At 61.1% G+C, this 17,740-nt stretch carries 19 protein-coding genes and 6 pseudogenes; 15 read left to right on the top strand and 10 right to left on the bottom strand.

Annotated features, from left to right (window positions below):
* The 3 genes and pseudogenes from P0D96_RS45535 to P0D96_RS45525 all read left to right on the top strand — a co-directional run.
* A partial coding sequence (locus P0D96_RS45535) for a dehydroquinate synthase/iron-containing alcohol dehydrogenase family protein (RefSeq protein ID WP_408320686.1) occupies positions 1 to 655 on the top strand: 655 nt, incomplete at its 5' end.
* A gap of 24 nt (positions 656 to 679) precedes the next feature.
* Entirely contained in the window at positions 680 to 1,732 is a 1,053-nt protein-coding gene (locus P0D96_RS45530; RefSeq protein WP_408183295.1) for an alpha/beta hydrolase, read from the top strand.
* Positions 1,733 to 1,816: 84 nt separating this feature from the next.
* A pseudogene (locus tag P0D96_RS45525) lies at positions 1,817 to 2,202 on the top strand (DDE-type integrase/transposase/recombinase); the annotation flags it as partial.
* Between the two features lie 37 nt (positions 2,203 to 2,239).
* On the opposite strand, the gene P0D96_RS45520 reads toward P0D96_RS45525, so the two are convergent.
* A complete protein-coding gene (locus tag P0D96_RS45520; protein WP_408320684.1) occupies positions 2,240 to 2,884 on the bottom strand; it encodes a PhnE/PtxC family ABC transporter permease in 645 nt (214 codons plus the stop codon).
* Positions 2,885 to 3,442: 558 nt separating this feature from the next.
* On the opposite strand from P0D96_RS45520, the gene P0D96_RS45515 reads away from it, so the two are divergent.
* Both P0D96_RS45515 and P0D96_RS45510 read left to right on the top strand, forming a co-directional pair.
* On the top strand, positions 3,443 to 5,593 hold the full coding sequence (locus P0D96_RS45515; protein ID WP_408320682.1) for a phosphocholine-specific phospholipase C: 2,151 nt from the start codon (positions 3,443 to 3,445) through the stop codon (positions 5,591 to 5,593).
* A gap of 268 nt (positions 5,594 to 5,861) precedes the next feature.
* A complete protein-coding gene (locus P0D96_RS45510; protein ID WP_408320680.1) occupies positions 5,862 to 6,773 on the top strand; it encodes a MurR/RpiR family transcriptional regulator in 912 nt (303 codons plus the stop codon).
* Positions 6,774 to 6,900: 127 nt separating this feature from the next.
* On the opposite strand, the pseudogene P0D96_RS45505 reads toward P0D96_RS45510, so the two are convergent.
* A pseudogene (locus tag P0D96_RS45505) lies at positions 6,901 to 7,340 on the bottom strand (NUDIX domain-containing protein); the annotation flags it as partial.
* Between the two features lie 5 nt (positions 7,341 to 7,345).
* On the opposite strand from P0D96_RS45505, the pseudogene P0D96_RS45500 reads away from it, so the two are divergent.
* From P0D96_RS45500 to P0D96_RS45485, 4 genes and pseudogenes are all read left to right on the top strand, one after another.
* Positions 7,346 to 7,986: pseudogene (locus tag P0D96_RS45500) on the top strand (Tn3 family transposase); the annotation flags it as partial.
* 23 nt (positions 7,987 to 8,009) lie between these two features.
* Positions 8,010 to 8,412, top strand: a pseudogene (locus tag P0D96_RS45495) (beta-sandwich lipoprotein).
* 49 nt (positions 8,413 to 8,461) lie between these two features.
* On the top strand, positions 8,462 to 8,659 hold the full coding sequence (locus tag P0D96_RS45490; RefSeq protein WP_408183301.1) for a hypothetical protein: 198 nt from the start codon (positions 8,462 to 8,464) through the stop codon (positions 8,657 to 8,659).
* Complete coding sequence (locus P0D96_RS45485; protein ID WP_408320676.1) at positions 8,656 to 9,261, top strand: hypothetical protein; 606 nt, start codon at positions 8,656 to 8,658, stop codon at positions 9,259 to 9,261. The genes P0D96_RS45490 and P0D96_RS45485 overlap by 4 nt, the downstream gene beginning before the upstream one ends.
* Positions 9,262 to 9,802: 541 nt before the next feature.
* On the opposite strand, the gene P0D96_RS45480 is transcribed toward P0D96_RS45485, so the two are convergent.
* Entirely contained in the window at positions 9,803 to 10,042 is a 240-nt protein-coding gene (locus tag P0D96_RS45480) for a hypothetical protein (RefSeq protein ID WP_408183303.1), read from the bottom strand.
* A 34-nt stretch (positions 10,043 to 10,076) separates the two neighbouring features.
* Between P0D96_RS45480 and P0D96_RS45475 the strand changes: the two genes are divergently transcribed.
* A complete protein-coding gene (locus P0D96_RS45475; protein WP_408320673.1) occupies positions 10,077 to 10,655 on the top strand; it encodes a hypothetical protein in 579 nt (192 codons plus the stop codon).
* A gap of 8 nt (positions 10,656 to 10,663) precedes the next feature.
* On the opposite strand, the gene P0D96_RS45470 is transcribed toward P0D96_RS45475, so the two are convergent.
* Entirely contained in the window at positions 10,664 to 10,849 is a 186-nt protein-coding gene (locus tag P0D96_RS45470; protein ID WP_408320671.1) for a hypothetical protein, read from the bottom strand.
* 68 nt (positions 10,850 to 10,917) lie between these two features.
* On the opposite strand from P0D96_RS45470, the gene P0D96_RS45465 reads away from it, so the two are divergent.
* Complete coding sequence (locus P0D96_RS45465) at positions 10,918 to 11,802, top strand: DUF5131 family protein (protein ID WP_408320670.1); 885 nt, start codon at positions 10,918 to 10,920, stop codon at positions 11,800 to 11,802.
* Positions 11,803 to 11,989: 187 nt separating this feature from the next.
* Here P0D96_RS45465 and P0D96_RS45460 read toward each other — a convergent pair whose 3' ends face one another.
* Complete coding sequence (locus P0D96_RS45460; protein ID WP_408320668.1) at positions 11,990 to 12,208, bottom strand: hypothetical protein; 219 nt, start codon at positions 12,206 to 12,208, stop codon at positions 11,990 to 11,992.
* A gap of 35 nt (positions 12,209 to 12,243) precedes the next feature.
* Between P0D96_RS45460 and P0D96_RS45455 the strand changes: the two genes are divergently transcribed.
* The 3 genes and pseudogenes from P0D96_RS45455 (at position 12,244) to P0D96_RS45445 (ending at position 13,704) form a co-directional block, all read left to right on the top strand.
* On the top strand, positions 12,244 to 12,762 hold the full coding sequence (locus P0D96_RS45455; RefSeq protein ID WP_408320666.1) for a DUF1643 domain-containing protein: 519 nt from the start codon (positions 12,244 to 12,246) through the stop codon (positions 12,760 to 12,762).
* A 512-nt stretch (positions 12,763 to 13,274) separates the two neighbouring features.
* Positions 13,275 to 13,478 (top strand): annotated as a pseudogene (locus P0D96_RS45450) (DUF4224 domain-containing protein); the annotation flags it as partial.
* Entirely contained in the window at positions 13,447 to 13,704 is a 258-nt protein-coding gene (locus tag P0D96_RS45445; RefSeq protein WP_408183310.1) for a hypothetical protein, read from the top strand. The pseudogene P0D96_RS45450 and the gene P0D96_RS45445, both read left to right, overlap by 32 nt.
* A gap of 9 nt (positions 13,705 to 13,713) precedes the next feature.
* Here P0D96_RS45445 and P0D96_RS45440 read toward each other — a convergent pair whose 3' ends face one another.
* The 5 genes from P0D96_RS45440 to P0D96_RS45420 form a co-directional block, all read right to left on the bottom strand.
* A complete protein-coding gene (locus P0D96_RS45440; protein ID WP_408295798.1) occupies positions 13,714 to 14,175 on the bottom strand; it encodes a hypothetical protein in 462 nt (153 codons plus the stop codon).
* A 9-nt stretch (positions 14,176 to 14,184) separates the two neighbouring features.
* Positions 14,185 to 15,219 (bottom strand): PDDEXK nuclease domain-containing protein, encoded by a 1,035-nt coding sequence (locus tag P0D96_RS45435; RefSeq protein WP_408183318.1) that lies wholly within the window; start codon positions 15,217 to 15,219, stop codon positions 14,185 to 14,187.
* 40 nt (positions 15,220 to 15,259) lie between these two features.
* On the bottom strand, positions 15,260 to 15,538 hold the full coding sequence (locus P0D96_RS45430) for an HU family DNA-binding protein (RefSeq protein WP_408183313.1): 279 nt from the start codon (positions 15,536 to 15,538) through the stop codon (positions 15,260 to 15,262).
* 186 nt (positions 15,539 to 15,724) lie between these two features.
* Positions 15,725 to 15,928, bottom strand: coding sequence for a hypothetical protein (locus P0D96_RS45425; protein ID WP_408320665.1), 204 nt, complete (start codon positions 15,926 to 15,928; stop codon positions 15,725 to 15,727).
* A complete protein-coding gene (locus P0D96_RS45420; protein WP_408320663.1) occupies positions 15,925 to 16,959 on the bottom strand; it encodes a DNA-binding protein in 1,035 nt (344 codons plus the stop codon). The genes P0D96_RS45425 and P0D96_RS45420 overlap by 4 nt, the downstream gene beginning before the upstream one ends.
* A gap of 166 nt (positions 16,960 to 17,125) precedes the next feature.
* Here P0D96_RS45420 and P0D96_RS45415 point away from each other — a divergent pair.
* Positions 17,126 to 17,740 (top strand): annotated as a pseudogene (locus P0D96_RS45415) (tyrosine-type recombinase/integrase); the annotation flags it as partial.

Below are 17,740 nucleotides of genomic sequence, written 5' to 3'. Positions count from 1 at the left end.
TGTCTTCTCGGTGCTCGATCCGACCACGACCTATTCGTTGCCGCCGCGACAGATTGCCAACGGTGTCGTCGATGCGTTCGTTCATATCGTCGAGCAGTACCTGACCTACCCGGTGGACGCCAGGGTACAGGACCGTTTCGCCGAAGGCCTGCTGATCACGCTGACTGAAGTCGGCCCGCAAGCGCTCGCCGAGCCGCACAACTATGCGGTGCGAGCCAATCTGATGTGGACGGCAACGCTGGCTTTGAACGGTTTGATCGGCGCCGGCGTGCCGCAGGACTGGGCGACCCACATGCTCGGCCACGAGATCACGGCGCTGCACGGACTCGATCACGCACAGACGCTCGCCATCGTGCTGCCGGCCATGCTGAGCGTGCGCCGCGAGTCGAAACGCGGGAAGTTGCTGCAGTACGCCGAACGAGTCTGGAACATCACTGAAGGCAGCGAGGACGAACGTATCAGTGCGGCGATCACGGCGACGCGTGTGTTCTTCGAACGCATGTCGGTGGGAACCCGCTTGCGCGACTATCAGATCAGCGGCCAGTCGATCGGCACGCTGATCACGAAACTCGAAGAGCACGGGATGACGGCACTGGGCGAACGCGGCGACGTGACGCTCGACGTGAGCCGCAAGGTGTATCAGGTGGCCGTTTAATCCCGAACCGGAGAGAGTTCTGCAATGAAGTTCACTAAATTCCTGCTCGCGTGCGCCGCCTTCGCCTCAGTTTCCGGCGCGGCGCTTGCCGACGACGGCACGCTTGCGCCTCGCCAGGTGCCCGCGCGGACCATTCCGGTGCCGACGGAAGTCAGCCCCCAATTGCAAAGGCTCATCGGGGCGCCGCTGAACCCCGCCTGGAATGTCTTGTGGACGACGGGCGAGCAATGGAGAACGGCTGCCGACGCACAGGCCGCGAAGGTCATGCAAACGCTCCCGGCCATGCGCGAGCGTCTGGACGTGACGGTGCAGGCATCGACGATCAACGGCGTGAGGGTGCACATCGTGACGCCCAACCATATTCCGCCCGAACATCGCGACAAGGTGCTGATTCATATCCATGGCGGCTGCTACGAGCTTTACCCTGGAGAGTCGGGTACGGGAGAGGCCATCATCATGGCGGGTCTTGGACACTACAAGGTCATTTCGGTCGACTACCGCATGCCGCCCGAGGCTTATTTCCCCGCAGCGCTCGACGACGTCGAGAGTGTGTATAAGTCGGTGCTCCAGAGGAACGACCCAAAGAATGTGGGCGTTTTCGGGACCTCGGCCGGTGGCGCGCTCGTGCTAGAACTGATGCTGCGCGCGAGGCAGGAAGGGCTGAAAATGCCGGGTGCGATCGCACCTGGTACGCCGATGTCCGACCTGACGAAGACTGGTGACTCGTTCTCCACGAATGAAAAGGTGGACAACGTCCTGGTGTCACCCAATGGGTTCTGTCACGCCGCGGCAGTTGTCTACGCCCACGGTCATGATCTGAAGGACCCGCTGCTCTCACCCGTCTACGGAGATATGCATGGCTTTCCGCCAGCGATCCTGACCACAGGAACACGCGACTTGCTGCTCAGCAACACGGTCCGTGTACACCAGAAGCTTCAGCAGTCCGGCGTCGATGCACAACTCGAAGTTTTCGACGGAATGTCGCACGCTCAGTACCAGATGGATGATCGTGTGCCCGAGGACAAAGCGGCATTCGCAGAAATCACTCAATTTTTCGATACGCACCTCAGCCATTGATCTCCATTCGAGAGGCGCGCTTTTGCTACTCTCGAATGGGATCGCTTTCCTGGCGTCGTGGGACGGCTTCATTCCGGCGAGGAGGGTCACATTATCGACCTCCTGCTGCGCGCCCATCGGGACAAGGCCGCAGCCCGGCGATACTTCGAGAGATCGATCGCGTAGAATGGCGTCTCCGAGACGGCACCATCAACAGGAGTGATGCCGATTTCGCCGCGCTCGAAGCCATCGATGCCGAACGTGCAACACCCGTCAGGATCCGCCAATTCAGATATCTCAACAACTGGCTGAGCTGGACCATCGGGCGATCAAGCGTCGCATGCGACCCATGCTGGGATTCAAGACTTTCGCTGAGTCCGGATCCTGCTGGCCGCAACGAAGTCATGCACTTGATCGCCAAAAGATAGATGAAATGGGCTCACGGAACCCATCCGTCCGCCGCCTTTCAATTCTACGAACTGGTAAAATAAGCAGTACTTTGCATATCGGTCACTTCCTCCGCGAGCCTTACTGCGACAAAACCATCAGGTCTATGCCCGACGCAGGCATGCAGCAACTTGATCCAGAACGAACACGGTGATAAAAATCATCAGCAGGATCGTACCGACCCGATCGTACTGGAACATGTCGAAGCGGCCCTTGAGTTCCTGCCCGATGCCGCCCGCGCCGACCAGGCCGACCACGGTCGGCATCCGCACATTGCAATCGAGCACATACAGCGTGTAGGCGACGTACTGCGGCAGCACCTGAGGCAGCACCGCGAAGCGCAGCACCTTCAGCGGGCCCCGCGCCGATCGCCCGCAACGCGTCCTGCGGCTTGCCGTCCGCATTCTCGATGTCTTCCGCATAGAATTTGCCGAGAAAGCCGGCCGAGTGCAACGCGAGCGCAAGCACACCGGGGGTCGGGCCGAAGCCGTAGGCGAGTACCAGGAACAGTGCGCTGATGAGTTCGGGCATCGCGCGCATCATGCTGACGAGCGCCCGCGCGGCCACATACGACGGCCGGTGCAGCGTGTAGTTGCGGGCACTCAGGATCGCCAGCAACGTCGCCCAAAGCCCGATCTCGCGCGTCTCGAACATCTTGCCGATCACTTGCCACAGATACGTCGACGGGCAACGGATGGACCCGGCGACCCTGACGATGAAGACCACGAGCTACCGCGTGCAGACGCTGGTCGAGCCGTTTGGCCGGTTTTCCAGATGTGAGAACCACGGCAGTTGGTGGAGCGCCTGGGAGATTAGCCCCGTGGCCAGCGGGTCGTAGCAGAGCCCGAACTGACAGAGACGGAATGAAGTTTATTCAGACAGATTATTGATAGAAAATGAAATATCTTCATTCTGCTGACACATGCAATTTTTATTCTCTGTGCCGGTACCCGCTACTGCCAAGGCTTTAGCGCCGTGTTCGGACTAGACCAGATCATCGCGCAGATCGGTCAACTGTCCCTGCAGTCAGTTGTACTAATTGTCTATCAGCCCATGAGATCCCGCCAATGACCCAAGTCCTGTTGTATGGCCGTGCCGTAGCGGCCTGCATCGTTCTGAGCCTGTCGCTAACCGCCTGCGGCGGGTCTTCGACAAACACGCCAGGCGCCGCCAACGCCGCTTCCGGCGCTCAGCCGTCCTCCGCTCCGCCCAGCACCAAGCTGAGTTGCGCGCCCTGACGCCGCGAAGCACCGCCCCGCGCTCAACCCCTACGTAGCCAAGACCATGAAAAAATTCGATCGACGCAGTTTCCTTACCGGTGCCGCCAAGTCGGCAGGCGCCGCCCTCGCGCTGGGCATGCTGCCGCCCAGTATCGCCCGCGCACTTTCCGTTCAAGCTGCGGTAGACACCGGCACCATCAAGGACATCAAGCACATCGTCATCCTGATGCTGGAAAACCGTGGCTTCGATCATTACTTCGGCACGCTGAAGGGCGTACGCGGCTACGGCGACCGCTTGCCGATTCCACTCGAGAGCGGCAAGGACGTGTGGTACCAGCAGGACGCAAGCGGCAACGAGATTCCGCCGTATCACATGGATATGACCAAAGTTAAGGCACTGCAATCGCCCAGCACGCCGCACAGCTTCTCCGACATGCAGGCGGCCTGGAATCAGGGCAAGTCAGGCCATTGGCCGGCTTACAAGACGCCGTACACGATGGGCTATCTTGCCCGCAACGACATTCCGTTCCATTTCGCGCTGGCCGAAGCGTTCACGATCTGTGATAACCACTTCTGCTCGACCACGAGCGGCACGGACCCGAACCGCGTGGTTTTCTTCTCCGGCTCGGGCTTCGACCCGAAGCTGGCGAAGATGGGCATCAACAGCGACGACCGGACCTCGGAACCCAACAACGATCGTTGCTGGATCACCGGCACCATGCCGACGCCGGGCTATACGTATGCGGACAACGCACTCACCTGGCTTTCCCTGCCGTCGGTGCTCGAGAACGCCGGCGTGAGCTGGAAAATCTACCAGGACACCAACGACAACTGGACCGGCGCCATGCACGGCGGCCTGGCTTTCCAAGACTTCCGCACCGCCAAGCCCGGCGATCCGCTGTACGTGAAGGGCATGACGGACTACTCGATTGCGGACCTGAAAAACGATGTGATGAGCAACACGTTGCCCGAAGTGTCGTGGATCTTGTGCACGGCAGCCAACTCGGAACACTCCGGCAACAGCAATCCAGCGATCGGTGCGAACTTCACGGCCGAACTGCTCGACGCGGTCACCGCCAATCCAGACGTCTGGGCCCAGACCGCATTCTTCCTGACCTACGACGAGAACGAGGGCCTGTTCGACCATGTGGCGCCGCCAGCGCCACCGTCGTACAACCTGGACGGCACACTGGCAGGCAAGGCCACGTTACCGCTGGACGGCGAGTACTTCTCCGATCCGGCGAGAAAGTACCTGAACGCCAAGGACACCATCAGCGGCAACGTGCGGCCGTGGGGTCTCAGCGCGCGCGTGCCGATGTACGTCATCTCGCCGTGGAGCAAGGGCGGCTGGGTCAACTCGCAGGTTTTCGACCACACGTCGATGAGCCTGTTTCTCGAGAAGCGCTTCGGTATCACTGTCGACGCGGTCAGTCCGTGGCACCGCGCGGTCTGCGGCGACCTGACCTCGTGTTTCGACTTTGTTTCGCCGAACGATCCGGTCGTTCCCAAACTGCCGGATACGAGCAACTACCAGGCCGTGCTTGCCGCCCAGGCCTCCCTGCCCATCGCAGCGCCGCCGGCCACGCCGCAGCCGCTGTTCCAGGAGCCGGGCACGCGCTTTTCGCGCGCGCTGCCCTATGAACTGCATACCAGCGCACGGATCGAAGGTCCCGGTCTCGTCAAGCTGATGTTCAGCAATACAGGTAAGCAAGGAGCAGTGTTCCATGTGTACGACAAGAATCACCTGGACCGCATCCCGCGCCGATACACGGTCGAAGCCGGCAAGACGCTTGAGGACTACTGGGACGACACGCTAAAGACCGACCTCGGCAAATATGAACTCTGGGTCTACGGCCCGAACGGCTTCCTCCGTACCTTCGCGGGCAACGCAGTGGCCGCCAGTACCGGGACCTTCATGCCGGAAGTGCAGGTCTGCTACGACACGGACGCCGGTCAGGTCTACGTGAAGTTGCACAACACCGGTACCGCGCCCGGCACGGTGACGGTGCAGTCCAACGCCTACCGCACCGATGGCCCCTGGCAGATGAATGTTTCTGCCGGCGATGTCGGCATGCTGCACTGGGATCTCTCGGGCAGCGGCAACTGGTACGACCTCACGGTAACGGGCGACAACTTCGTGCGCCGCTTCTCGGGTCGTATCGAAACGGGCAAGCCGACTGTTAGCGATCCGGCTATGGCGCTTCACTTGAGCTAGACGGGCTCCGGCCGGCGGAGGCGGCATCCGGCTTCCGCCGGTCGGCTGGTCGTGGACATCGCAAACATCATTCGACTGGTCGTTAACACTGCGACGGGTTAATCGATTTTGCCTCGCCTTTTGATACTTACCGCTTTCATCACGCCCGGCAGTCACGCTATCCTTGCGGCTACCTTGTTGGGCACGGTTGCGATCGCGCACTGGGCGGCCCGAGCCGCGCCTCGCGCGGTGTGCCAGCGGCTCGACGGATTCTTTCACAGGAGCTTTGATGAAACCCGCAAAGAAGGGCGCGGCGAGTGCCAAGGCCGCGGCCGGGGCGCCGGCCCAGCCGAGTTCGGTGTCGGCGATCCTGTCGCGCATCGAGCAGCTTTATCCGACCTTCGGCGCCACCAGCCAGCGCATCGCAGACTTCGTCCGCCAGCACGCGCAGGAAGTGGTGCACATGTCGGTCAGCGAGGTCGCCGAGCGTGTGGGTGCGAGCGAAGGCAGCGTAGTGGGCCTCTGCAAGGCGATCGGCGCCACCGGCTTTCAGCAGCTCAAGATCGTGTTGGCGCAGGAAATCGTGCGCCCGGTGCAGTTGATCCATGAAGATCTCGAGCCCAGCGACAACACGGCGGCGGTAATTTCGAAGATCTTCAGCTCGAACGTGCAGACCCTGAATGAAACGCAGTCTACGCTTGACGTGGACGAGCTCGAGCGGGCGGTCGAGGTGATCCGTAACGCCCGCCGCATTGAAATCTACGGGGTAGGCAGCGCGGCGTCGATCGCCGAAGATGCGCACTACCGCATGCTGCGTATCGGGCTGGACGTACGCGCGGTGATCGACCCGCACATCCAGGTCATCAGCGCGTCGCTTTGCGACCCCAGCGTGGCGACGCTCACCATCTCCCACTCGGGCAGCACGCACGAAACGGTGATGGCAACGCGCCTTGCCAAGGAAGCTGGCGCACGCACCATCTGCCTCACGAACTTCGGGCGTTCGCCGATTCAGGCCTTTGCCGATATCGTGCTGTTCACCATGGCGCGCGAGACCAGATTTCGCACGGAAGCCATGACGAGCCGTCTCGCACAACTGGCGATCATCGATGTGCTGATTGCGTGCCTCGCGCTATCGGACTACGAGAAATCGGTGGAAACGATCCGTCATACGTTCGACGTGCTGTCGCTCAAGCGATATTGACGGCCACGGGCCGCGTCGCCACAGGCTCCAGTTCGAACAGCTCGGCTAGGGAGGGCGGGGACCGACCGGCTGCTTTCCCGACACCAGAATCCGTCGAGATGTCCCGAAAGGAAAAGGGCCAACTAACACCGAGATACGCAGCCAGCGCCCCTGTCAGCGCGATGCCGTGCAATTCCTCCGGCGATGCCAGATGTGCGGCGATAATCTCACGATTATCAAGTCGCAGCTCCGGATGCAATCGAGGTGCAGTTCATAGAAATGCACCCGGTCTCTTCGCCCGTCCCAAATGCCGCAGGCACTGCCCGCGGGGAGTAACGTGTGCGACGACAGACCAATCTCCTCCTCCATTTCCCGCCGCGCCGCTGCATCAGGCGTCTCACCGGCCCGGACACTACCGCCGGGAAAATTCCATTCGGCCCGGTACGATAACTTCACAAGCAACAGTGCCCGCCCGACGTAGATTGGTACTCGCGCGCCCTCATGGCGAGGCCGTCGTAGGTACCACCAGGCGCGAGCGAACGGGAATCCGAGGCGAAGCACCATGCGCCAGACAGAGTGGATAAGCATAGCCGGTGCTCGGTTTCGATCTCTGCCCGCGGCTGCGCAAGCTCTCGGAACGGAAACTGTATTTGCCGCGACGAGTGGCCGCTCCGGACGGGTTGGCATCGGTCCTTGCCTACGAGATATCCATCAAGGCGATTCGTGATGGCTGGGAGGAACTGCTGCGCCTCTTCGCGGCGATTCACTCGGGACGCGTGAGCGCAAATGTCGCTTTGCAGCGGTTCGGTAGCGCGGCGCAGGGTGACCCCGTGTACCGGGCGGCGGACCACCTTGGCAGGCTTCTGCGCACGCTATTCCTGTGCGATTACTTCAGCAACGTGGAGTTTCGGCGCGAAATGCATACGTTGCTTAACCGCGGCGAATCGGTTCATCAGCTGCAGCGTGCGATCTACACCGGCTAGATCGCGCCTGAGCGCGGACGGCGCCGCGACGAAATGATTGCAATATCCGGCTCGCTGACGTTGTTGACCAACCTGGTGATTGCGTTGACTGGCAACGCAAAGGACAGGGGATTGACGACGACTGGTTGCGGCGGCTGGGGCCGGCGCACTTCGCGCATGTCAATTTCCGCGGAACGTTGAGCTTTCCGGTCGAGCATTATCGCGACATGTTACTGGATGCGGCGGCTTGGCGACGCATCACCGGATCGTAAAGCGGGTCTGCAAAGGAGTGACGATGAACAGCGATACTGGAGCCATCGTCTGGAAGAACGAGATCACGCAGTTGAACCTGGACAACGCGCGTCTCGTCGCCGAAGCCGGGCGCCGAGACGAAGCGTGGACGCGAACAGCAGGTGCATGGTGCGGGTTTGCTGGTCACCCGCGACCATGCGCTCACCGCGCGGTCGGCGACTACATGCTGAGCATCGAAGGTTTGTGTTCCATCGGCAATGCCGATAAAACTCGCGAAGTTTCCATGACGTGCAAAACCGGCCCTGCCAGCTTCAAAAAGCATTCCTCGACTGTCCGACAACGTGACCTATTTCGTCGAGCAGATCGATGGGGCGGACGTGAGCACATATCACTACAAGGTGATTTTCAAGTCCTCGGTCATCGTCCCTGATATCTCGGTTAAGTGAAGAAAACATGAGTGACCATCGAGAAATCGACCTGCAGCACCGCAAGTTCATGAACGACGTCGCCTCGGTGATGGCCAACATTTTCAAGAGCTATGGCTTCGCCATTTTCGTGTTCCCGTTCAACGGCGACCGCGGCCGAATGAACTACATCAGCAACGCTGAGCGTGAAGACATGGTGGCGGCCCTGAAAGAGTTCATCGCGAACAGCGAAGGTCGCGCTCACAGTGCTCCGGAGAGCAAACAATGAAAACCGAAGTTCAGATGAAGATGGCAAAGGCGTCTAAGCAGGACATCGACGCCGCAGTAGAACTCGTGGGCGTCCTCGGCGATATCGACAAGGGTTACCACCCTGCGACGCCCAATGCAGAAGATGCCGACGAACCGACATTCTTCGACGAGGACGATCCGGAGCACCTGCGCGTGTTCTATGACCGCATGAAGGAGTGTCTTGATTCGGCGCTGGGCGGCATGTTTCGCGTGGTCTGGGGCTTCAGCATGATCATGAGCAACGACATGGTCGACCCGGATCTCGACTACCTCGCTTTTCATCCGCGAATTGTCCAGGCGCTGGCGCGGCCGCCCGCCGGCGCGATGACCTATCCCGCCGAGATTCCGCCGGAGCTACACCACGTGCTCGGCATGATGTGCTTCCAGTTGGCCCGCAATGCCCATCTGTTACGGTCCGTCGGCGCCGATATCAAAACGCGCGCCGAAGACGAACAGGCCTATTGCCTCCACTGGCTCATCAAGCACGTGCTCGCGCACGGCGCCGAGTGGGCCGATCACGCAGAGGCAGATGTCGCTGCGGCTCGCGAAAAAATCGCCGCCACGCAGGAACTTTCGAAGTGAGCAATTCAATACTCACGTCTCGAATCTGCGCGGCACGCAGCATCCGCTTGCCGGGTCGATAGCGTCGAAATGGTGTGGAGATCAACCGGCTTATGCCGTCGCGGTCCGAGTGCACTCGATTGAATCGATGTACGTGTGCGCTCGATTTTCGCCGTATTTAAACGCATGCTGCTCCGAAAGGAATTCGAATTGCTCTGGAAAACTTACAACTGTCTGCATCGGATGCTGCGACGACGAAACCTCCCACGACACCCGGTATCGCCGCGCACCGCCCCCGATTTGACGCTTCGCTACCGGAGTGACGTGGACTTCGATCCGGTATCCGCGATAGGGCACATAGGCTTGGCTCGACATGGCTTCCTCCGACGATGACGTGCTCGCAAATACGAGCATCGCGTGTGCCTGTCGACTGCACGCCAGGGGAAGTTCTTACGGAAAAATCAGCCAAACGGCGGATGGGAACTATGAGTGATATTCAACTGCAGGCAGAGGCGGCGCGTTCTCTCCTGGCAACAGACCATGGGGGCACGCGCGTGGGCTCCTACGCGCTGGTGCCGTCGATGAACATCCGGCCGGCCTGGAAGCCCCGATTGAAAGCTTCGTTCATAGTGCGCGCCTCGCCGACGCTGCCAACCTTGTGCATCTGGTCTCCGCGCGTGCCGACGTACACATGAAACGGCCAGCTGTCAGAGCGAATCTCGTACGCCGTAACCACGTGAACCAGCCGGTTCTTGTGGTCGTACTCCATAACCTGACGATAGCCCGTCTCAATTCGGCGCATGGCTGTCTCCTGTCGGATGCAGAGGAATCCTAGCATGACTCAAATTCAGACCGCCACGCTCGACGCAGGAGCGGATATGCGACCGTCTGATGGACAGATCGTAGAGGCCGGCTATATGCACACTGTCGAAACTGATGAGCCGCTTTTCACGTTCGACCGCAAAGAATTGATCGCAATGGTTCGCGAACTGCTATCTGCAAGCAAGCCTGCAGTGCTGCAGGACAATGAGCAAGACCCAGACGTCGAGCTGTGCCGTCACTGCGGCGAGCCGACAGACAGGCCGGGTTTCTGCGTCTGCAATGGCGCCAAGTACGAGCGCAAGCATCGCACCGCATCCCCTGCCGCGCCAGCGCAATCGGGGGAGCCGGTGGCGACCGTGCGCGACAATCCAGGACGACTTTGGCACAATCATCGAGGCGACGCGCCCGCTAGAAGTCGGAACGCAACTCTATCTCGCCCGCAGCCAGCACAGACGGAGCGGGCGCTGACGGACGAGCAGATTGATAGAGCAATCGTCGCTTGGTTTGACGACCGTGGATTCGAACACGATTTGGGTCGCCGGATGCGCAACGCCTTTCTCGCCGCGCAGCCAGCAAGCGGAGGTGATGCGTGAGCGCCCTGCTACACCGCCAGCATCATTTCGAGATCAGCTTGCGTCTTAGCTCTACGTGCAATCGTTCCGAGCACGACGCGGTCATAAAGCTCCTTCCATTCCGGAGAGCCATCCGTAAGTCCGAGCTCTTCCTCAAGGACATCGAACACCTCATTGGCGGCGTTCACGATCAGCTTTGCTTCTGCGATTTCCAATCTTCTGTTTCCCTTGTCGATAACCACCGTGCTATCGGCACCAGGGAACAAAAATTTAGAGATGCACGATGAGCGAGAACAGCAAAATCGAACGGACCGATCACACGTTTAACCCGTGGGAAGGGTGCCAGAAAGTCGGCCCCGGCTTCGACCACTGCTACGCTGAGACGCGCAACGCGCGCTTCGGTGGGGGCACCGTGATCAACTGGGGGCCCGGGGCGCCGCGGCGGCGCACGTCGGCGGCCAACTGGCGCAAGCCTATTCAGTGGAACGCGCAGCATGATGCGTTCTTCGCAGCGCACGGCCGGCGCCAGCGTGTTTTCTGCGCTTCGCTTGCCGACGTGTTCGATAACGCCGTCGATCCTTCGTGGCGCGTCGACCTATTTCGCCTGATCCGCAGCACGCCGAATCTCGACTGGCTGTTGCTGATAAAGTGCATCGGCAATGCGCGCCAAATGATCGACGATGCCCGCGACGCGGATGCCCTTGGTCCGGTATGGCCGTGGGATAACGTCTGTCTGGGTGCGACGATCGTCAATCAGGAAGAGGCTGACCGCGACATTCCGAAGCTGCTCGAGGTGCCGGCGCGCGTGCGCTTCCTGTCGATGGAGCCGGTTCTTGGGCCGGTCGACCTTGAAAGCGTCGCATGGCCGTCAATACCCGGTCAACGCGCCGACGTGCTTCGCGGCGGCTACTGGAACAAGGCGGGCGTGCTGGCGTGCGGCCAGCCTGCAGCCCTCGGCGAGCAGCGCGGCGGCTTCACCAATCACAGCGACATGCCGGGCCGAATCGATCGGGTGATCGCGGGAGGTGAAAGCGGCGGCGACGCGCGGCCGATGCATCCGGATTGGGTGCGTGATCTTCGCGATCAGTGCGATGGCGCTGGGCGTCCCCTACCTGTTCAAGCAATGGGGAAGAGTGGGCGCCCGGCGAAAATTGCGGCGGACCGCTGACGCGGACCGCGCGGGTCGCGGACTATTGGGACGGCGAGTGGGAATTCAGCACCATGACGCCGGGTTCCGCTGAAGGGATGCACTGCAATGATGAACCTGTGCTCTATCGCTGCGGCAAGAAAGCGGCCGGCCGCCATCTCGACGGCCGCACGCATGACGAATTCCCGCGAGGTGTTGCATGAGTAAATTACTCAACAGCGTCGCCGGCGGGCAGCCGATCGGCCTTCACGTTCGCGTCAAGCTCTGCTTCGAGGCGGGCAGCATCGGCAGACTTCAAGGGACGGTCGCGCATCTCTGTGTAGCCGTCGCCGTCGATGGTATAGGACCAACTCCATCTGCCTCGCACATTTTGACCGGCGTTGATGCTGACGACGTGTCCGTTGCGGATGTGTTCCCAGTGCGGCACGGATCTCTCCCAGATGGTTTTCGAGGAATCCTAGCATGAGCACAGTCATCACCCCTTGTGGCATATATCGCTATCGGCTGACGCGCCCAGCCGAATCAATGTCGCCCGAAAAATCGAATGCGCTGTTCGTCATGCTCAATCCGAGCACTGCCGACGCGCGGCTCGACGATCCGACCATTCGCCGATGCCGCGGCTTCGCGAAGCTGTGGGATTGCAATGGTCTGGCAGTCGCCAACCTGTACGCGCTGCGCTCGGCAGACCCAGCCGCTCTTTGGTCCCATCCGGATCCGGTCGGGCCCGATAACGACTACTACCTGTGGAATTTCGCTCGCGAGTGCGGCGACGTAATTTGCGCATGGGGCTCGAATGCCAGGCCAGAGCACGCCGCGCGCGTCGCCAGCATCATGCTCGACGCCGGCGCGCGCCTTTGGTGTCTCGACACGACGAAGGACGGCTCGCCGCGTCATCCACTATATATGCGCAACGATCAGCCGCTAATCGCATGGAGCCCCGCAGCTGTCGCGGCATCCGCAGAGAACGGGGACAACTCATGAACGGCAACAATCGCTCGCTCTGCGGTGCTATCGGGGTCGCCCCAGCACTGAGGCAAGTACCGCCTTCCTCCAGGCATGGTCGGGAGGCTTGCGCTCAGGAACTTGCGGAACAGGAGCACTCGACTCGCATGTCCACCAAAGGCCCGCCGGTAATCCATTGGATGTGTTTTGCCTCATCCAGCAACCGCATGAGGTGCATCGGTAAAGGATGTAGCGTGTTATCGGCGATTTTGGCGTACCAAAAACACCCGACCCAGAGCAGTGGAGTTTTTCGTGTGGGGGGACCGTTGAGGCTCTTCCGATCAACGTCTCGCAAGCAAGGCACCGTTCCATTTCGCCCTCCCTCTCCGACACAATCGACCTATGCAAATAAGAATAGGTCATATATGGACGGGGTCGAAGCGGAACCGAACGCAAAACTTCCGTGATCGAAACGGAAGCAGCAGCACAACGAATGATTGAAATCACGCGCAAACGCTGGGTGTGAATAGAGCGACTACCTATCAGCGCACGAGCTGGCCGACCTGGTCGGCTGCAAACCGGATCAGCGCGCCGCGATGACGCACTGGCTCACCGATAACCACTGGCGATTCGTCGTCGACAAGAATGGCTTGCCGAAGGTGGCTCGCGAGTACCGCGACCGGAAGCTCGGACTTACAACTGAAACCAAGTCAACGAAATACGATGCCGGCCCGAACCTCCAGGCCTTCGCGTGAGAAGCACGTCGCCACGAACGAGTCGACGGGCATTAATCGTTTCTACAAGCGGTATGGCGTGCGCAAAATCTCCTTCTGGTACAAGTACCCGGACGGCCGCAGCGAGACGCTGACGTCCGCGAAGCTCGGCGACCGGGCAGAGATCACAGCAGCCGAGCGCAGCGCGAAACGCAAGGCGCTCGACATTCAGGTAGGCCAGATCCTCTCGGTTCTGTCGCCGACATGATCGACCGCTTCAAAACGGATGTTGCACCGACGCACTTTCGCGACCAGTCGAAAGAAGGGCTGGCAGTACGCGCAGGCGCATGCGACCACCTGACGAATTTTCGGGCGCATGGATCCGAAGAAGCTCGAAACCTTCCACGGTTATCAATACCTCGACCAGCGCGCGAAGGCCGGCGCGCCGATCGGCGCGAACAAAGACATGGCCCTCATGCAGACGATCTGCAATTACGCAGTGCGCTGGGGTGTCATCAAGCAAAACCCGTTCGTCGGGATGATGCAGAACCAGGCTGAAAAGGATGTCCGGACTGTCGTCCGATGAAGTAAAAATAAAAGCGTTTTCGAAGTAAAAGTAGTAGCGGCGGCGGTTGCGGTCGTATTCGTGCATTGCTGTGAAAGCGACTCTCCGCTGCAAACCGTTCATCGTTCCGGGCTTATGTCTCAGCGGTTCCGCGATCAGCGCCGAAGGAAGCACGCTAGAACCTCATTTTTCCGGCTTGGGCCGCAACCGCAGCCGCGCTGCCTCGATTGACTGGTGAAGTTTGGCCTGCAAGGTCTCGCGGGAAGGCAGCACGGTCAGGTATTCAGCGACGTGGATGCCGCTCCTGTCCAGTTCGAGCAGTTCGATCTGCTCCTGTTTCTTGCCGGCGCACAAAATAATCCCAAGTGGCGGCAGTTCGTCAGGTTCCTGTTCGTGTTTCGCCAGCCAGCGTAGATACAGTTCCATCTGGCTCTTGTATTCAGCCTTGAATGAGCCAAGCTTCAGTTCGATTGCCACGAGCCGCTTGAGCTTGCGGTTGTAGAAAAGCAGATCGATGTAGAAATCATCGTTATCAATCTGCAGCCGCTTCTGGCGGGCCACGAATGTGAAACCAGCGCCGAGTTCAAGCAGGAATTGCTGCATCTCGCGCAGGATGGCGTCTTCGAGATCCTTTTCGAGGTAGTGATCGTTCAGGCCGAGGAAGTCCAGCACATACGGGTCTTTCAACAGCACGTCCGGCTGTACGCGCCGCTCCTGCCGTATTTGCGCCAGATCATGCCGGATCGCGTCTGCGGATTTCCGCGAAATCGCACTGCGCTCGAAGAGCATCGAATCCATGCGCTCCTGCAATTGCCGGGACGACCAGCGTTCCAGCCGACAGAGCTCAAGGTAAAACTCGCGCTTTAGCGGGTCGTCGACATAGATGAGCGTCTTGATGTGCGTCCAGCTCAATTCTCTCCGCACTGCGGAGAGAATTGCCTCGTCCTGGAAAATCTCTGCGGCCCGCACGCAATGCCGCAACTGCTGCTCGCTCCAGCCGCGGCCATATTCAGCGGTGAGTGCTCCTGCAAGCGATGCGATCACCTGCCGGCCGTACTCCGCACGTGCACCGCCCAGCACCTCTGCGCGGATGCGGTGTCCAATCCGCCAGTACAGCAGCGACAGTTCGGCGTTGACGGCGGCCGCCGCGCGCTCACGCGCCGAATCAATCAGATCCCGGACTTCATTCAGTAGCGGTGTGGGCGTAAGTGAACTCATGCTGGCTGGAACTCCGATGTCAGAAAACCAATCATCCGGGTCACACGCCGTTAACCGCATCCTTGAACGCCTTGCCCGCCGTGAATTTGACCGTCTTGGCCGCAGCGATCTGCATTTCAGCTCCGGTGGCGGGATTACGGCCAACCCGCGCCGCGCGCGCACCGGCGGCAAACGTACCGAACCCGATCAGTTGCACCGCTTCGCCGCTCGCGACCGCGCCCGTCACTGTGCCGATGATCGCATCGACGGCGGCCGCCACGGCCACCTTGCTGTTGCCGGTTGCTGTCGCGACCGTATCAACCAGTTCCTGTTTGTTCATGATTTTCCTTTCTGTCGAAGAGCGCACGTCAATCGCCCCACGTAGGTGGGCCAGCCTGACACCTTACAGGACGCCGCACATGCCGGCAAACCAGTCGCTGTAAGGCTGCGCAGGATCTGGCCAGCAAAACTCTCCGCATCGCGGAGACAATTACGCGACTCGTGCAGCCGCCTGGCGTGTCGTGTTTCAGAACAGCTGCCCGGTCAGGGCCAGCAGGTTCGTCCATTTCACGTGACTGCGAAAAATCCGGCCGTCGTCGCCGACCGACTCGATGAGGGCGCGCTGGCCGCTCGCCTCGGCGACGACTCGCACCGTCCGGTCGCCATATTGCATCAACGTACCGATCGGCGGGCAGACCGCCGGCCTGCGCCTTCCAGGCGCCTTCTTCATGTCGCCGAACCCTTCGACGCACGTCGGTTGCGAGCGGGTGACCCGGCCTTCCGGACTGTGCCTTTTGACTGCGGCGAGCTCCGGCGCGCCCCGGTTTCCGGGCGTGATGCGGGCGCAGTGAGCGGCTGGCGCCGCAGGATCTCGAGTTCCTGCGCGTACGCGCTGTTGGCCGCCCGGATTGCATCGAGGTGCCCCTGCAGCACGCCAGCCTGATGACGCGCGTCGCCCAGCTGTGCCTGCATGGTTTCAGACGCGCGGCGATGATCGGCGTCCTTCTGCTCCGCACGGCGCACGGCTTCGTCCAGCTCTTTCTGCAGTTTCGTTGCGGCGCTTCGCTCGCGATCGATCTCCAGCAGGGCACGCTTTTCAGAGGCACGGAACCGTTCCTCCGCGCGTTCCGTCGCGTCCCGCTGCTTCCCGAGATCGCGTGAGAATCCTTCACGCACCTCCACGAACTCGCGATCACGCGCAGCCAGCGTCGCCCGGACCCGCTCAAGCTCTGCCTCCAGCGCCTGTCGCTGTGCGCGGCCTTCGGCCTGTGCCTTTTCCAGCTCCCGTACCTCCACCTGCGCGGCCAGCAACGCGCCGGTGCGCTGCTCGAGCGCGTCCTCAACGCGAGCCAGTTCGTCCCGGGCCGCGACGACAGCCCGTTGCGCCTCCCCCCGCTGCACCTCGATCTCGTCGCGCAGCGCGTCGAGCGCGTCACGCGCCGCGGTGCTGGAGCGGGTCCACAGCGTCGCAACCAGTTCGCCGGCGACCGCCTGCAGATCAGCCGGCAGGTCCGGATGCTCGATGCGCACCCGGCTCTTCTCCCGCAACTCCTTCCAGAACTCGACCAGCACGGCCGTGGGCGTGCCCATGCTGCCGCGCCGGACGAGCTGATACAGGCGGTTGGCGGTCGGCGTGATGCCATGACGGAAGAACAACAGCGCGCAGACCTCGCGATAGAGCTCGCGCGTCTTCGGGAATTCGGCCTTCAGGCGCTCGATTTCGGCGGCCAGCGCCGCATCGGGGGACAGGACGTCGCTCATGAGATCACATTCAAATAATTCTGATAAATATTACTACGTAAACCAACATATATCTGATTACCGTTGACCAATATTTTGACATTAATCCTATAATGTTAATTTTGTGCAACCTGTTGCGCTGATATTACTTCCACGCCTGCCACCCGGACCGCCGCCCCTCCCGACCATGACCACCGCCCTGCCCGCCCCGCGCCCGATCGATGCGCCTGACCTGCCCCCTGACCTGCCGCCTGACCTCGATGGCCGTCACGGCACGAATCGCGCCAACGGACGCATGCAGGTCGCCGCTGACACCGATCTCGACGCGCTTCGCGCGTGGCTCGCCCGCTTTGCTGATACGAAGACCACGTTTGACAACTACCGCAAGGAAGCCGAACGGCTGCTGCTGTGGTCGGTCCGGCAGATGGGCAAACCGCTCTCCTCACTCACGCACGAGGACCTGCTCGTCTACCAACACTTTCTCGCCGATCCCCAACCCGCCGCGCGGTGGACCGTTGACGGCGGACGCAAACACCCCCGCCACGATCCGCGCTGGCGCCCGTTCTACGGCCCGCTGTCCGGAGCGAGCCAGCGCCAGGCCATGGTGATCCTCAACGTCATGTTTGCGTGGCTCGTGCAGGCCGGGTATCTGGCCGGCAATCCGCTGTCGCTGTCGCGTCAGCGTGCCCGACGGGCCCGGCCGCGCATCGTCCGGTATCTGTCGCCCGAGCTGTGGCTCGAGGTCAAGACCTGGATTCAGGGCATGCCCGTGCAGACAGCTCGCGAGCGCGAACACCACGCA

It is taken from the genome of Paraburkholderia sp. RL17-347-BIC-D, from assembly GCF_046027915.1.
GTDB lineage: Bacteria > Pseudomonadota > Gammaproteobacteria > Burkholderiales > Burkholderiaceae > Paraburkholderia.
This window is presented reverse-complemented; position numbering and strand designations above follow the sequence as displayed.